We start from the raw sequence: 15,514 nt of genomic DNA, 5'->3' as shown, positions 1-15,514 counted from the left end.
CAATGTCACATTGGTACCTCTAGGCGGCACGAATGCCACATTGGCTCCGCAATTCTCGGTCCCCGACGCCCTACAGCTTCATCATCGGCGCGCCGAACCCTGGGACCACGCGGACCTTGCCTGCGGAGCCGAAGTCGATCGTCACGGTCGGGTACTGACCGAGGGTGTCTTCGGAGATGACGGTCCCGAGGCCGTACTTGTCGTGATTGACACGGTCACCGAGTTTGTAGACCTCGACGGCCTTACCTCTGACGGATCCGGGCGCAGGCCTGGGCGACCCGTAGCTCTCGGCTCGTCTGCTCGGGCCACCGAAGCCGGACCCGCCGGTCCGTGTCCAATCGCGCGACTGCCCGCGACCGATGGCGTTGCCGACGGACTTGCCCGGATCGAGCCTGCGCCAGTTGATGAGTTCGTTCGGGATCTCCTGCAGAAACCGTGACTCCGCGTTGCTGATGGGCTGACCCCATGCCGACCTGACGATGGCTCTGGTGAGATAGAGACGCTTTCGGGCCCTCGTGATACCCACATAGGCCAATCGGCGCTCCTCGGACAACTCAGCGGCATCTCCGAGTGCTCGCATGTGCGGGAACTGGCCGTCTTCCCAGCCGGTGACGAACACGATCGGAAATTCGAGCCCCTTCGCCGTGTGCAGCGTCATCATCGTGACGACGCCGGACCCCGAATCGGGCAGCTGGTCGGTGTCGGCGACGAGGGACACCCGCTCGAGGAACGCCGCGAGCGACCCCGGATCGACCTCACCGTCGGCGACCGCGGCTTCGCGTGTGCCCTCGGCGTCGGCGAGCGCCGCGGCATTGCGTGCCTCGGAACTGAATTCCGCTGCGACGCTGACCAATTCGTTGAGGTTGTCGAGTCGGGCACCGTCCTGCGGATCGCTGCTCGCAGCAAGTTCGGCACGATAGCCGGTGCGTTCCAATATCGCTTCGACCATCTCGCCGACGTCGAAGTAGCCACCTTCGGTGTTTCCGACCTCGCGGATGCCGTCCATCATCTCGAGAAACGCCAGGATGGCGCGCTGCGAACGGGTGTTGAGCAGCGGGACGACACCTCGTCCCGCGTCGCGAAGTGCCTCCGCGAAACTGATGTTCTTCTGCTCTGCGTGCACGGCGACGCAGGCCTCCGCGCGGTCGCCGATGCCGCGGCGAGGCGTGTTCAGAATCCTGCGCAGGCTGACCGTGTCCTCGGGGTTGTCCAGGACCCGCAGGTACGCGACAGCATCACGAACCTCCTTGCGTTCGTAGAAGCGCACACCGCCGACCACCTTGTAGGGCAGCCCACGACGGATGAACATCTCTTCGAGCGCACGCGACGAGTTGTTCGTGCGATAGAAGACCGCCACGTCGCTGAACTTGGCCTCGCCTGCATCGGAGAGCCGGTCGATCTCGGAGGCGACGAACGTCGCTTCGTCGTGCTCGTTGTCCGCGACGTACCCGGTGATCAAATCGCCGTCACCGGAATCGGTCCACAGTCGCTTCTCACGGCGACCCGCGTTGCGCGAGATCAGGGCATTGGCCGCGGAAAGGATGTGCTGGGTCGAGCGGTAGTTCCGCTCGAGCAGGATCGTCCGAGCATCCGGATAGTCGCGCTCGAATTCCTCGATATTTCGTATCGTCGCACCGCGAAACGCATAGATGGACTGGTCGGCGTCGCCGACGACGCAGAGTTCGCTCGGGGCGATGGCTGCAGCGGGGTCGTCGGGATTGTCTACGGTCTCGGAGCTGCCGCCGACCAGTTCCTTCACGAGGACGTACTGCGCGTGGTTGGTGTCCTGGTACTCGTCGACGAGCACGTGCCTGAACCGTCTGCGGTAGTACTCAGCGACCTGCGGGTAGTTCTGCAGCACCGCGACGGTCTCGCCGATGAGATCGTCGAAATCCATCGCGTTCGCACTGCGCAGCCGCTTCTGATACTCGACGAACACCCTCGCGACCAGACGCTCCAACTCGGTGCCCGCCTTGTCGGCGTCGTCGGTCGCTCGCTCGGGATCGATCAGTTCGTTCTTGAGGTTGGAGATGCTCGTCGCGAGCAAACGCGCGGAGAACTTCTTCGCATCGATCTCGAAATCTCGGCTGATCATGGTGAGCAGACGACGCGAATCGTCGGCGTCGTAGATCGAGAAGTTCGAGTTGAGCCCCGGCAGCAGCGACGCCTGCATCCGCAGGATCCGCACGCAGCTCGCATGGAACGTGGACACCCACATGTTGCGAGCACGGGGCCCGACGATGCCGATCACCCGCTCGCGCATCTCGCCTGCGGCCTTGTTGGTGAACGTGATCGCGAGAATCTGGCCCGGAGTCGCTCCTCGCGCAGCAAGGAGGTACGCGATCCGGCGGGTAAGTACCGCCGTCTTGCCCGAGCCTGCGCCCGCGACGATCAGCAGCGGCGACCCGGTGTGGACGACAGCTTCACGTTGTTGTGGATTGAGACCGTCGAGCAGCCGCTCGGCCGTCTCTGCCGCGGTCTCCTTCGCCGACGGGACCGATCCTCCCTTGGGCGCAGTTGCTGCATCGGTCGCTGAATCCTTGGTCACAATGCTCATTTCCGGGTACAGCTCATTTTCTGGGTGCTGCTCATTACCGAGTTCATTTCCCGAACACGCTACCGGCGCGCACCGACATCGCAGCCATCGCCGCATTCGACGCCGGAGCCGGATGGAGCAACGGTAACGGCCCGATTACAGTATGATTAAGGCCCCCTGGTCAGCGGCATCGCCCGATGCGACCTGGGCCCGACGTCCAACTCACAGCTAGGTCACAGGACTTTCTGTTTTGACAGACTCAGGACCCGTGGCAGACTAATTTCATGATCAGAGTCGGTGCACCCCAGTTTCCAGAGATTTCCGACCGGTAGTCGCTACTGGAGACTGCAAGCCTGACCAGTCCACGTACCTGGGCTTTTAGACAAATTCCAGGTCTGTTTCGTGGAAGAAGCACTGGATCGGTAACAACTCGACGTTGATAGGCGATCCACGTTCTGACACGAGGAGAAGATATGAGCAGCCCGACAAAGACAACTGGCTCCGGTTCTTCCATGCCGCAGAGCGAGGCAGAGATCGAAAAGCTCCGCAAGGAGATCGATCAGCTCGACGCCGAGATCTTGGCGGCGATCAAGCGACGCACTGAGGTTTCCCGCATCATCGGCCGCACGCGAATGGCTTCGGGCGGCACCCGCCTGGTCCACAGCCGCGAGATGAAAGTCCTCGAACGCTTCAGCGAGCTCGGCCAAGAGGGCCACACGCTTGCCATGCTGTTGCTGCGCCTCGGCCGCGGACGCCTCGGTCACTGAACCTCCGCGTCCGCGGCACCTGCCGCTGAACCATGCTCGATCAGGGTGTCAGAGCTACATACTTCGTCTCCAGATACTCGTCGATACCTTCGAAACCGCCTTCTCGACCGAACCCGGACGCTTTGACGCCGCCGAACGGTGCAGCCGCATCCGAGATCACTCCCCTGTTCACACCGACCATCCCCGTCTCCAGAGCCTCGGCCACGCGTAGCGCGCGGTCGAGGTTTTCTGTGTAGATGTAGGCGACCAAGCCGTACTCGGTGTCGTTGGCCGCGGCGACAGCTTCCTCCTCCGTGTCGAAGCCGACGATCGGCGCGACCGGCCCGAACACCTCTTCCCGCAGGATCCGTGCGTTGGCAGGAACATCGGCGAGCACGGTCGCGGGATAGAAGAATCCGGCACCGCCCGGTGCCTTGCCGCCCAGTTCGAGGCTCGCGCCGACCGCAACGGCATCGTCGACCAGCTCGGTCACGGTTGCGAGTTGGTCCGCGTTGATCAGCGGTCCGAGTGTGGTCGCCGGATCGGTTCCGGGGCCGAGTTGCATCGTGCCCATTTTCTCGACCAGCTTGCTGGTGAACTCCGCACGCACCGAGTTGTGTACGTGGAACCGGTTGGCCGCCGTGCACGCTTCGCCGCCGTTGCGGAGCTTGGCCAACATCGCGCCTTCGACGGCAGCATCGACGTCCGCGTCGTCGAAGACGACGAACGGTGCGTTGCCACCAAGTTCCATCGAGGTCCGAAGCAGTCCTTTCGCCGACTTCTCGACCAACTTCTGCCCGACCGCTGTCGACCCGGTGAACGTCAGTTTGCGCAGGCGCGGATCTTCGATGAGCGGTCCGGTCACAGCGCCGGACTGTTTGGTCGTCACGACAGAAAGCACACCCTCGGGCAGCCCGGCGTCGGCGCACAGCTGAGCGAGCAGCAACATCGTCAGCGGGGTTTCGGCGGCAGGCTTGACGATCATCGTGCACCCTGCGGCAAGCGCAGGCCCGATCTTCCTCGTGCCCATGGCGAGTGGGAAGTTCCACGGCGTGATGGCCAGGCACGGCCCCACGGGCTGTTTGGTCACGAGGATCCGGCCGTTGCCCGCGGGCGCGTGCTGGTAGCGACCATGGATGCGGACCGCTTCCTCACTGAACCAGCGGAAGAACTCGGCGCCGTAGCGGACCTCGTTGCGACTTTCGGCAATCGCCTTGCCCATTTCGAGGGTCATCAGCAGAGCCATGTCCTCGGCTCGCTTCGTGATCTCCTCGAACACAGCGCGCAGGATCTCCCCACGCTCGCGAGCGGGAGTCGCTGCCCACGTCGGCTGCACGGCGACTGCGGCGTCGAGTGCCCGCATACCGTCGGCCGGCGAGGCGTCGGCTACGTGTGCGACAGGGTCACCGGTCGCGGGGTTGTAGACCGGAAACGTTTTGCCACCCTCGGCATCGGTGGGCTTTCCAGCGATCCAAAGTTGGTTGGGAATCGAAACGATGAGTTCGCGTTCGTCCATGTTCCCAGCATGCCTGGTCGCGGACCGGAAATGGGCCGCAAGATCAAGATTCCTGCGAGACAACGCATCCGCGACGCTAGGCTCTTCGACCATGAGCAGCGATATCACCGCGAGTTCGGCATGGCAGAAGCTCGGCGACCACCTCGGCACGATTTCGTCCACACATCTTCGTGAATTGTTCGCCGACGACGAGGCGCGTGGCGCCGATCTGACTGTCACCGTCGGCGACCTGTACATCGACTACAGCAAGCACCGCGTGAATCGTGAAACCTTGCGTCTGTTAACCGATCTGGCTCGTGCAGCCGACGTCGAAGCGCGCCGCGACGCCATGTTCGCAGGCGAGCACATCAACGTGTCGGAGGATCGAGCGGTGCTGCATACGGCACTGCGGCTACCGGCAGACGCGACGCTCGAGGTCGACGGCCAGAACGTCGTCGCCGACGTGCACGAGGTGCTGGATCGGATGGGCACCTTCACCGACGCCGTCCGCTCCGGCGCGTGGCGTGGTGCTACCGGTGAGCGCATCTCGACCGTCGTCAACATCGGTATCGGCGGTTCCGATCTCGGGCCCGCCATGGTCTACCAGGCGTTGCGGCACTACGCGGACGCAGGCATCTCGGCGCGCTTCGTGTCGAACGTGGACCCCGCGGATCTGGTGTCGAAACTAGCGGGCCTCGACCCTGCGACGACGCTCTTCATCATCGCGTCGAAGACGTTCTCGACGCTGGAGACGTTGACGAACGCAACCCGCGCCCGCAGTTGGCTGACCGACGCCCTCGGTGACGACGCCGTTGCCAAACACTTCGTCGCCGTGTCGACGAACGCCGACAAGGTCTCGGCATTCGGTATCGACACCGCCAACATGTTCGGCTTCTGGGACTGGGTCGGCGGCAGGTACTCGGTGGGTTCGGCGATCGGGCTCTCGGTGATGACCGTGATCGGCAAGGAACGTTTTGCGGAGTTCCTCGCCGGGATGCGTGCGGTCGACGAGCACTTCCTCACCGAGCCGCTCGAATCGAATGCGCCGGTGCTGCTCGGGCTGATCGGACTCTGGTATTCCAACTTCCTCGGCGCCGAATCCCGTGCCGTGCTTCCCTATTCGAACGATCTCGCCCGGTTCGCAGCGTATCTGCAGCAGCTGACGATGGAATCGAACGGCAAATCGGTCACCGCAGCAGGCACCCCCGTCACGACGTCGACCGGTGAGATCTTCTGGGGCGAGCCAGGCACCAACGGCCAGCACGCGTTCTATCAGCTGCTTCATCAGGGCACACGGCTGATCCCGGCCGACTTCATCGGCTTCGCCGAGCCGACGGACGATCTCCCGACAATGGACGGGTCGGGAAGTATGCACGACATTCTGATGAGCAACCTCTTCGCGCAGACGAAGGTCCTCGCGTTCGGCAAGACGGCCGAGGAAATCGCGGCCGACGGCACTCCCGCCGACGTCGTCCCCCACAAGGTGATGCCGGGCAACAGGCCGTCGACGACGATTCTGGCGCAACGACTGACGCCGTCGGTGGTCGGTCAGCTGATTGCGCTCTACGAGCACCAGGTCTTCGTCGAGGGCACCATCTGGGGAGTCGACTCGTTCGATCAGTGCGGCGTCGAGCTCGGCAAGAAGCAGGCACTTGAACTGGAGCCGGCACTCACGGGGGTCGAGGCGCCGGAGTCGCTCGGCGACTCGTCGACCGATCAACTTGTCGCGTGGTATCGCCGCGGTCGCGGGCGATGAGGGCGCTTCGCGCCTCGTGAGTCCTTTCGGCGCGCCGGACCTCCGAAAAGACTCACGAGAGGTGGGCCGCCTTTCGGTAATCGACGAGATGTTTCTGCGGTCCCATCGCGGCCTCGGCACGCCCATCGCTATGCAGGGATTGTGGCGCAGCAGCGAAGCGCTGGAGGTCGAGTTGCTCACCTCGATCCATTCCGCGCTTGCTAGAGGGCCGTTGGGGCGCAGGGTCGTTCGACCGCGGACCCCCGGTGCGCGGCCGTGGTGGCGACGCGATATCGGCGCATACCCGCTGTCGATCGAAGCCGCGCCGATCCCTGCCGCCTACCTGCTCGAGTGGGCGGATGCTGCCGGTGCGAACCTCGACCCCACCGACGGACCGGGTTGGCGGTTCTCGGCGGCACGCCTCGACGACGGCGGAACCGTGCTGTCGCTGGTCTGTTCCCACGTCCTCGCCGATGCGCGCGGGCTTGTGCTTGCCGTCGACCGAGCGTTGGCGGGTGAGTCCGATTACGTTGTCCCGCCGCCAGGTTCGGACTGGTCGGATGCCCGGGCCCAGTGGGCGATCGTCGCAAAGGGCACCGCTCGCGCACTCGGCAAACTAGCCACACAGCGCGAGGTGCGTGCCGAACTCGCCCGACCGCCTCGGCTGTCACGATCGGAGTCGGTCGCAACGATCCGAACCGCGATCGTCACCGTCGACACACATGAGTGGGACGAGGCCGCAACCTCTTTCGGCGGTTCGGCCAACAGCCTCTTCATCGCGGTGGCCACCGACATCCTCCGGTCCGCCGGGTACACCGAACCGAGCATCGGTGTGGCACTCCCGATCGATGTCCGCGGCGACGCCGGCATCGACAACGCCATGTCGATGACGGATATCGATGTCGTGGCGAGCGATTCACCTGCCACGATCCTGGCCAAGTGCCGGACCGCCTACCTCGCGCCAATGACAAGTCCGGCCGGTTTTCCGGAGGAACTACTCGGCGTGCTCCCCGACCGCCTTGCCCATCGCCTCGCCGAGGGTGCAGGCGAACGCGATGTGCTGTGCTCGAACATCGGTGTTATCGCCGACCGCATCGCCGATCTCGGTGGGCACCGCAGCACCGGTATCGCGACTCGCGCGCTGCACCCGGGCCTTACGGTCGCGCAACTGAATCGGTTGCGCACCAGGCTGTCCGGGTACCTCTGCAGGTCGGGCGAGGAGTACACACTCGCTCTCGTCGCCCTCGACCCACAGTTGTTCGGCTCGAACTCGGCACTGCTCGAACTCGCGCTCGAAAGTATCGCGCGCTACGGCGTCACCGCCCGAGCGTGGTGACCGGTCGGTGCCGAACATGTTCCGGCACATCGACGCCGGGCTCGAGGTCGGTAGACGTCACCGGGTCGCCCCAACTCTGCTGCAGCGGAAGCACTCCCGCCCACACGCCACCCGCTTCGATATCGGATAGGTCGTCGCCGGGTCCACCGCTGCGCATCTTGACCGACGCTTCGGTCAGATCGATCGCATGCACACTCGTCGCAGCCAACTCACGCTTGTTCGGCTGTCGCACCACATCCCACGCGCCAGGCGCGAGGTGTTCGACGATCGACTGCAGTGCAGCTGCCTTCTCGTCGCCGCTCACCTGGCGGCAGCGGCCGAACACAACGGCGGAGCGGTAGTTCATCGAGAAATGCATGGCGCTGCGCGCATAGACGATGCCGTCGAGCAGGGTCACGGTGATCGACACGTCGGCCGCGAGCGCTTCGCGCAAACTCCGCGCGCCTGTCGAGCCGTGCAGGTAGAGCGTGTCTCCTGACCGAGCAAAGCTGGTGGGAAGCACGACGGGCGAGCCGTCGACGACGATGCCCAGATGGCAGATCAAGGCCGCATCCAAGATCTCGTACAGGTCCGCGCGGTCGGTCCTGGCGCGGTCCTTGAGTCGCTTGACCGTGCTGCGAGGAGTTGGCGAAAGAGTATCGGTGTTGGACATAACACCATCTTGCGAGCAATAGTGGCATCACAACAGTGCCAATTGGACGCAATATCGAAAGGCCACTTTTCGTGAACGACGACCTCCCGATCACCCTCGATCGCGCCGCAGGCACTCCACTGGCGACCCAAGTTGCCGACGCTTTCCGCGCTGCGGCTACCGACGGTCGGTTGCGTGCAGGCGACAAGTTGCCGTCCTCGCGCAGACTTGCCGACACGCTGGGTGTCAGCCGGACCGTCACGTCTGCGGCGTACGACCAACTGCACGCCGAAGGCTGGATCACGGGCAAGCACGGTGCGGGAACCTTCATCACCACCGCACCGAAACCCAGCCCGGCACATGCTGTTTCCTACGAATTACCCGTCGGCGACGAGGGTTTGATCGACCTTGCGCCCGGTGCGCCCTGCGTCGCGACGATCGACAAGGCTGCGTGGCGGCGAGCGTGGCGCGCTGCCGCCGACCATCCCTCCATGATTCGTCCGCAGCGGGCGGGCCTCCCCGACTACCGCGCAGCCGTAGTCGAACACCTGTTGCGGCACCGAGGCTTGGCGGCCGGTGTCGATTCGGGAACAGTACTGACGACGGCGGGAACAAGCTCCGCCACAGGTGAACTCGCCGAATCGATCCTGAAACCCGGTGATGCGGTCGCCATGGAGGAACCGGGTTACCGCAGGTCCGTCGGCGCACTGCGCGCGGCTGGAATGACCGTGGTTCCGGTACCTGTCGATGCGGAGGGATTATGCGTCGACGCGATACCGAGGGGCGTGAAAGCGGTGTATTGCACACCGGCACATCAGTTTCCAATGGGAGGACGACTGCCTGCGGCACGTCGGGTTCAGCTTGTCGACCGGGCGCGTCGTGACGGCATCATCGTCATAGAAGACGACTACGACGGCGAATTGCGTTACGACGCAGCACCACTGCCTCTACTCGCGTCGATAGGTCCGGATGTGGTCGTCCACCTCGGCACGACGAGCAAGATCCTCACCTCTGCACTCGGTGTCGGCTGGATGGTCGCACCCGCCGCTGTCGCACATGCTGTGCTCGAACACCGCGACAGAACCGGAACGAGACCGAGCCCGGCCGGACAATTGGTCGTCCGCGAACTCGCAACCTCGGGAGACCTGGCACGCCACCTACGCCGCACCCGCCGGGAGGTATCCGAGCGGCGAGAATTTCTCGTCGAGCAGTGCGCGACCGCGGGACTATCGGTCGTCGGCGACGATGCCGGCGCACACGTGGTTGTGCTGTTGCCCTCGGCGGAAGCCGAACGTGCGGTCATCGCCGCAGGACGTGCGGCAGGTATTCACCTCGACGGACTGAAGCGACACCACTTCGGTCCACAGTCGACGTTCGGGATCGCACTCGGCTACACCGCATGCAGCAGAGCCGAATTGCACGATTCGATTCCCACGGTCGCGGCGCTACTTGCGCCTTTCGTGCATCGAGGGCCGTCACGTACGTAGGGTGAACGAATGAGCGAACAGGACATCCTCGCGCGTATCAAAGACCTCGTCGCCGCCGAACACGATCTGCGATCGCAGACAGCAGCGGGCAAGCTCGATCCCGAGACCGAGCACAAACAGCTTGCCCAACTGGAAACGCTCCTCGATCAGTGCTGGGACCTGTTGCGGCAGCGCCGTGCTCGCATCGATGCAGGGCAATCTCCCGATGACGCAACAGTGCAGTCCGTCGTACAGGTAGAGGGCTATCTGCAATAGCTGAGCGGGTGTTCGGCGCTACGGTGAGCAGATGGCATCCGATACCTACGACGTCGTCGTAATCGGCGGCGGACCCGCGGGCGAGAACGCCGCGGCATACGCAATCGCAGGCAGCAATCGCACAGCCGTGATCGTCGAGCACGAACTGGTCGGCGGTGAGTGCTCCTACTGGGCATGTATGCCGAGCAAGGCGCTACTCCGGCCGATTCACGTCCTCTCCGGCGCTCGCGCGATCGCAGGCGTCGGCGAGCTCGTCGCCGCCGGTGGCGTAAACCTCGAGGCCGTGCTGGCACGACGGGACTCGTTCACACACAAACGTGACGACTCCTCGCAGGTGCAGTGGGCAGAGAACACCGGCATCGACGTCGTACGAGGCCACGGCAGACTGACGGGAGAGAAGACGGTCGAGGTCAGCGGCGTAGCCGGAACCACAACCCTGACCGCCCGCCACGCGGTGGTGCTTGCGACCGGAACCACGGCGAACGTGCCGAACACGCCAGGACTCCGCGAAGCACTCCCCTGGACCTCCCGCGACGCGACCAACATGACCGAAGTCCCGAAACGCGTCGCCATCATCGGCGGCGGCGTGGTCGCCTGCGAAGCCGCCACCTGGCTGCTGGCCTTCGGCGCGGACGAGGTGACGATGATCGTCCGAGGTTCGGCGCTGCTCGCCACCTCGGAAGCATTCGCGAGCGAGCGGGTCGCCGACGGGCTCACCGGGGGCCGCGGCCGAATCATCTTTCACGCCGACCTGAAGAGTGTCGACCGGCCGGACGCACAGGACACCGGGATCGGGACCATCCACGGCGGACCCGCGACACTGGACCTCGGCAACGAACAAATCGTCGTCGACGAGATCATCGTCGCGGCCGGACGCACGCCGGCCAGCGCCGACCTGGGACTGGCGAGTGTCGGCCTCGACGACGGTCGCTACGTCGAGACGGACGATCACCTCACCGCCACAGGCGACTGGCTCTACGCCGTCGGCGACATCAACGGTCGGGCACCACTCACACACATGGGCAAATACCAGGCGCGGGTGTGCGGCGACGTGATCGCGGCCAGGGCCGAGGGACGGGCGATCGACGGTCCTCGCTACGCAGCGACCGCCGATCACGGTCTGGTCCCGCAGGTGGTTTTCACCGAACCCGAGGTGGCGTCGGTCGGGCGCACCGAGCGCGAAGCGAAGCAGGACGGTTTCGACGTCGAGACGGTCGAGGTGGACATCGCCGTCGCAGGGTCGGCATTGGCACGCGACGACTTCGTCGGTCACGCCAAGCTGGTGATCGACCGGACGGCCGACACACTGCTCGGTGCAACCTTCGTCGGACCGGACGTAGGCGAGCAGATTCACGCGGCCACCATCGCGGTCGTCGGCAAGGTGCCGTTGGAAACGCTCTGGCATGCGGTTCCGTCGTATCCGACGGTGTCGGAGTTCTGGTTGCGGTTACTGGAGAAGCGCCGCGGGTAGAGCCGTGGTTATGATCCGAAGCATGACATCGTTGTCTGAGGTAACCACATGCGAAGGCGTTGTCCGAGGCACCCGTGAGGGCAAATTCCTCCGCTGGCGCTCCATCCCCTATGCCGCGCCGCCCACAGGCGACCTCAGGTTTCGCGCACCGGCTCCGGTCACCCCGTGGACGGGAGTCCGTGACGCGACCGAGTTCGGGTTCGCGGCGATACAGAATCGCAAGGGTTCGCAAACCGGTGCTCGCGTATATCAACCGCAGAGCGAAGATTGCCTGACGATCAATGTGACGGCGCCGGCCACGCCGAGCGATCGGCCGCGCGCGGTCATGGTGTTCATTCATGGCGGCGGATATCTCTTCGGGACCTCGGCGGTCGAGCTCTATTCCGGGAAGAGTTTGGTTTCGCGCGGCGACGTCATCGTCGTCTCCTTCAACTATCGCCTCGGACTGTTCGGCTATGTCGATTTCAGCCAGTTCTCCACGCCCGAGCGTCCGTTCGATTCGAATCTCGGTTTGCGCGATCAGGTTGCCGCGCTCGAATGGGTGCAGCGCAACATCGCGGCCTTCGGTGGCGATCCCGGCAACGTCACCATCTTCGGCGAATCGGCCGGCGCAGCCGCTGTGACGACGTTGTTCGCGACACCCGCAGCGCACGGCCTGTTCCATCGCGGCATCGCGGAAAGTTCGCCTGCCGACTGGGCGACGACGAAGGAAGCCGCAGACGATTTAGCATTGCGTTGTGTCAAAGCGATGGGCGCGACACCGGAAACCGCTGCGACCGTGCTGAGCACAACCGACCCCGGCGACATGCGCCGTGCTGCAGGCAAAATCGTGTATCGCCTGATGCAGGACCAACCCGGCCAGTTCGCCATGATTCCGGTCGTCGACGGCGATTTCCTGCCCAAGCACCCACTCGAGGCGTACGCGGACGGCAGCGCGAATCCTGTTCCGTTGATCATCGGAACAAACCGCGACGAGGGCACGTTGTTCTCGAAGTTCGCCGACCACCTGCCGACCAATCCGCAGCGCATCACCCGGATGCTCGGTCGGGCGAATATCGCCTCACCACAAGCGATTACAGCCGCCTACCCGGGTTATCCCGCCAAGAACGCAGCGGTCAAACTCGGTGGCGACTACATCTTCTGGCGACCGTCGATCGAGGTTTGCGCGGCCCACAGTGCGCACGCACCGACCTACAACTACCGCTACGACTTCGCGCCCCGCGTAATGACCAGAATGGGGCTCGGCGCGACGCACGCCTCGGAGTTGTTCGCGGTCTTCGGGTTCGGTGATACCCGGGCAGGGCTCGCACTCACCGCGCTCGGCGGTCGAAAAGGGCTGCGCGAGGTAACCCAAGAGCTGCAAGGACATTGGCTGAGCTTCGCCAAGACGGGTGCGCCGCGCGAGTCGTGGCCCGCGTACGACACGGAAACCCGCAAGACCCTGGTCTTCGACGCGCGAACCCGCGTGGTCTCGGACCTCAACAAGCAACGTCGTCTGGCGTGGTCCGGTTACCGCACGGCACCGGGTGGCGGTGTCGACATCACCGAACAGGTTGCGGGTTGACCGATCCCGCCGTCGAAGTCACGACCGATTCGGGTGCCTTGCGCGGCGTCCGCATCGGTGACCTCCTCGCTTGGCGTGGAATACCTTACGCCGCAGCACCTGTCGGCGCGCTCCGCTTTCGCGCGCCGCAGCCGGTGGACCCGTGGACCGATGTCAGGTCGGCCGAAAACTTCGGACCGGTGGCACCTCAGCAGAGAATCCGTGCCGGTGCCAGCGAGGATTGCCTGACCCTGAACGTTGTTGCACCTGCGGCACCGAGCGCCACACCTCGGCCGGTACTCGTGTTCATCCACGGCGGCGCGTACGTCACAGGCGGATCGTCCGAACCGATCTATCACGGCAACCATCTCGTCGAGCGAGGCGACATCGTCTACGTCTCGCTCAACTACCGCCTCGGCGCTCTCGGCTACCTCGACTTCAGCGGGTTCTCCACCGCGCAACGGCCGTTCGACTCCAACCTGGGACTACGAGATCAGGTCGCCGCGTTGGGTTGGGTGCAGCGCAACATCGCCGCATTCGGTGGCGATCCATCGAACGTGACGCTGTTCGGGCAGTCGTCGGGTGCCAACGCGGTGACGACACTGATGTGCACACCCGCTGCGGAAGGCACCTTTGCCCGTGCAATCGCCGAAAGTCCGCCCGCTGCTTCGGTATACGGCAAGCGGCGAGCTCGTGCCTGGGCCGCTGAGTTTCTCGAGATCCTCGGCTCTCGGGCAGGCGATGCGGTCCACGCACTGACCAATGCCTCGCCGAGCGACCTCGTCGCCGCCACTGCGACACTCACCGCGAGATGCACCGACGAACAGCCAGGTACTCGCGCGACGGCACCCGTAGTCGACGGCGAGTTTCTTCCCGCCCATCCGCTCGACGTTTTCGCGGCAGGAAAGGCACACCGCGTTCCGCTGATCGTCGGTACCAATTCCCATGAGGGTCGGTACTTTCCGCTGTTCCTCGACATCATCCCCACGACAAGTGCACGGATCGACAAGATGTTCGATCAGACGCCCGACGACGTCAAGGAACGAGCAATTGCCGCGTACCCCGGTTACCCCGGACGACGTGCCGCCACCGACCTCGGCGGCGACGTCGTCTTCTGGGAGCCGTCGATTCTTGTGGCGCAAGGACATTCGGCAGTAGCACCGACCTACAGCTATCGGTACGACTTCGAACCCCGACTGTTGCGGACCGTTGGACTCCGAGCTACCCACGGGACCGAACTGTTCGCGGTGTTCGGTGTCGGCTCCGAAGGTCTTGCCCGGCAGTCCACGCTGCTCGGTGGTCGACGGGGTCTCCGTGCGGTAACCGATGTGGTGCAATCACATTGGCTGCACTTCGTTACCCACGGTGAACCGGAGGCAACGTGGCCGCGCTACACCACCGACACCCGTGAGACCTTGATCATCGATGAGGACACCCGCGTCGAAGCCGACCCACTCGGCGACCGTCGTCGGGCGTGGATCGGCTACGAGCACCGTCGATAGGTGTCGGATCCAGAAGATTACCGCCCCTTCGTGACCTCGTCGGGTAGCGGCGTGCTCATCACGACTTCTGTTCCGTCCCATACGTAATCGATGGCGACCGGTCCGCCTTGCGGGCAGCAGAACGGCTCGTCGCCTGCCAACCATTTGTACTCGACCGTTGCCGAGTCCGACGTGCTGGTCGCGACGTGAGTGAACGCGTACGGTTCCGATGTCGCTGTGCCGAGGTAGCTGCCCTCGTGGAAGAACAGCACATGGATCGGCGCGCCGGCGGAGTTTCCGCCCGCTGCCGACAACCAGAGCAGCTCAGGACAGGACCCGACGGCCGAATCGCTGGAATGTTCTGCCACCCATGGGCCTCCGGACAGTGTCGCGAGGGCGGCGACAACGCCGGGCGCCTGCGGATCGAGGCAGAGTCCGCTGCCGCTGATGTCGTCGGTCTTCGGTGCAACGGTTGTCGCCTCGCTCGTTGCCGTCGCCGCGCCGGACTGTGGTTCTTCGGCGGCGGTCGTCCCGGCGGTCGCCGACGCGCTCACTGTCGCGGTGGTGCCTGGTACAGCAGTCGGTTCCTGATCGGTGCTCTGGCATCCCGTCGCGAATGCCAGAACTATTGCTGCTGGCACGCACACCCGTGCCATCGTCGAAATCCTCATCGCTGTTCCTCCCCTGCGGCACCCGTGTCGGCGCTCTAGGAGAAATAGACCGACAGCGTGTGCCCGTTAACCTGCCGCTTTCACGGTAATTCCTTCGGAGTTGGTGTCGTACATGAAGAAAGGTGCT

General features: G+C 64.5%; 12 protein-coding genes. 8 read left to right on the top strand and 4 right to left on the bottom strand.

Features of this window, described 5'->3' with window-relative positions; genetic code table 11:
• Positions 1-70: 70 nt before the first annotated feature.
• Positions 71-2,557: a DNA helicase PcrA gene (gene pcrA, locus ACHIRB_RS24810; RefSeq protein WP_395125889.1), complete on the bottom strand. Its 2,487-nt coding sequence runs from the start codon at positions 2,555-2,557 to the stop codon at positions 71-73.
• A gap of 452 nt (positions 2,558-3,009) precedes the next feature.
• Here pcrA and ACHIRB_RS24805 point away from each other — a divergent pair, with 452 nt between their 5' ends.
• Positions 3,010-3,303: a chorismate mutase gene (locus ACHIRB_RS24805; protein WP_199705456.1), complete on the top strand. Its 294-nt coding sequence runs from the start codon at positions 3,010-3,012 to the stop codon at positions 3,301-3,303.
• Positions 3,304-3,343: 40 nt separating this feature from the next.
• Here the strand turns inward: ACHIRB_RS24805 and ACHIRB_RS24800 are convergent, their stop codons facing one another.
• Entirely contained in the window at positions 3,344-4,798 is a 1,455-nt protein-coding gene (locus ACHIRB_RS24800; RefSeq protein ID WP_395125890.1) for an NAD-dependent succinate-semialdehyde dehydrogenase, read from the bottom strand.
• Between the two features lie 91 nt (positions 4,799-4,889).
• Here ACHIRB_RS24800 and pgi point away from each other — a divergent pair, with 91 nt between their 5' ends.
• Both pgi and ACHIRB_RS24790 read left to right on the top strand, forming a co-directional pair.
• A complete protein-coding gene (gene pgi / locus ACHIRB_RS24795; protein WP_395125891.1) occupies positions 4,890-6,533 on the top strand; it encodes a glucose-6-phosphate isomerase in 1,644 nt (547 codons plus the stop codon).
• A gap of 61 nt (positions 6,534-6,594) precedes the next feature.
• Positions 6,595-7,848 carry a hypothetical protein gene (locus ACHIRB_RS24790; RefSeq protein WP_395125892.1) on the top strand — a complete coding sequence of 418 codons (1,254 nt, stop codon included), beginning with the start codon at positions 6,595-6,597 and terminating at the stop codon, positions 7,846-7,848.
• Here ACHIRB_RS24790 and ACHIRB_RS24785 read toward each other — a convergent pair.
• Positions 7,829-8,500, bottom strand: coding sequence for a pyridoxamine 5'-phosphate oxidase family protein (locus ACHIRB_RS24785; RefSeq protein WP_199705459.1), 672 nt, complete (start codon positions 8,498-8,500; stop codon positions 7,829-7,831). The two genes, ACHIRB_RS24790 and ACHIRB_RS24785, sit on opposite strands and share 20 nt — an antisense overlap.
• Positions 8,501-8,571: 71 nt before the next feature.
• On the opposite strand from ACHIRB_RS24785, the gene pdxR reads away from it, so the two are divergent.
• The 5 genes from pdxR to ACHIRB_RS24760 are packed head-to-tail and all read left to right on the top strand — an operon-like array spanning position 8,572 to position 14,737.
• Positions 8,572-9,966 carry a MocR-like pyridoxine biosynthesis transcription factor PdxR gene (gene pdxR / locus ACHIRB_RS24780; RefSeq protein ID WP_395125893.1) on the top strand — a complete coding sequence of 465 codons (1,395 nt, stop codon included), beginning with the start codon at positions 8,572-8,574 and terminating at the stop codon, positions 9,964-9,966.
• Positions 9,967-9,975: 9 nt separating this feature from the next.
• Positions 9,976-10,221 carry a DUF2630 family protein gene (locus tag ACHIRB_RS24775; RefSeq protein WP_199705461.1) on the top strand — a complete coding sequence of 82 codons (246 nt, stop codon included), beginning with the start codon at positions 9,976-9,978 and terminating at the stop codon, positions 10,219-10,221.
• Between the two features lie 31 nt (positions 10,222-10,252).
• A complete protein-coding gene (locus ACHIRB_RS24770) occupies positions 10,253-11,692 on the top strand; it encodes a dihydrolipoyl dehydrogenase family protein (RefSeq protein ID WP_395125895.1) in 1,440 nt (479 codons plus the stop codon).
• Between the two features lie 22 nt (positions 11,693-11,714).
• Positions 11,715-13,256, top strand: a complete 1,542-nt coding sequence (locus ACHIRB_RS24765; RefSeq protein ID WP_395125896.1) for a carboxylesterase/lipase family protein — start codon at positions 11,715-11,717, stop codon at positions 13,254-13,256.
• Positions 13,253-14,737, top strand: coding sequence for a carboxylesterase/lipase family protein (locus ACHIRB_RS24760; RefSeq protein WP_395125897.1), 1,485 nt, complete (start codon positions 13,253-13,255; stop codon positions 14,735-14,737). The genes ACHIRB_RS24765 and ACHIRB_RS24760 overlap by 4 nt, the downstream gene beginning before the upstream one ends.
• A 17-nt stretch (positions 14,738-14,754) precedes the next feature.
• On the opposite strand, the gene ACHIRB_RS24755 is transcribed toward ACHIRB_RS24760, so the two are convergent.
• Positions 14,755-15,387, bottom strand: a complete 633-nt coding sequence (locus ACHIRB_RS24755) for an LppP/LprE family lipoprotein (RefSeq protein ID WP_395125898.1) — start codon at positions 15,385-15,387, stop codon at positions 14,755-14,757.
• Positions 15,388-15,514: the final 127 nt, after the last annotated feature.

This window comes from Antrihabitans spumae (assembly GCF_043944905.1).
GTDB lineage: Bacteria > Actinomycetota > Actinomycetes > Mycobacteriales > Mycobacteriaceae > Antrihabitans > Antrihabitans spumae.
This window is presented reverse-complemented; position numbering and strand designations above follow the sequence as displayed.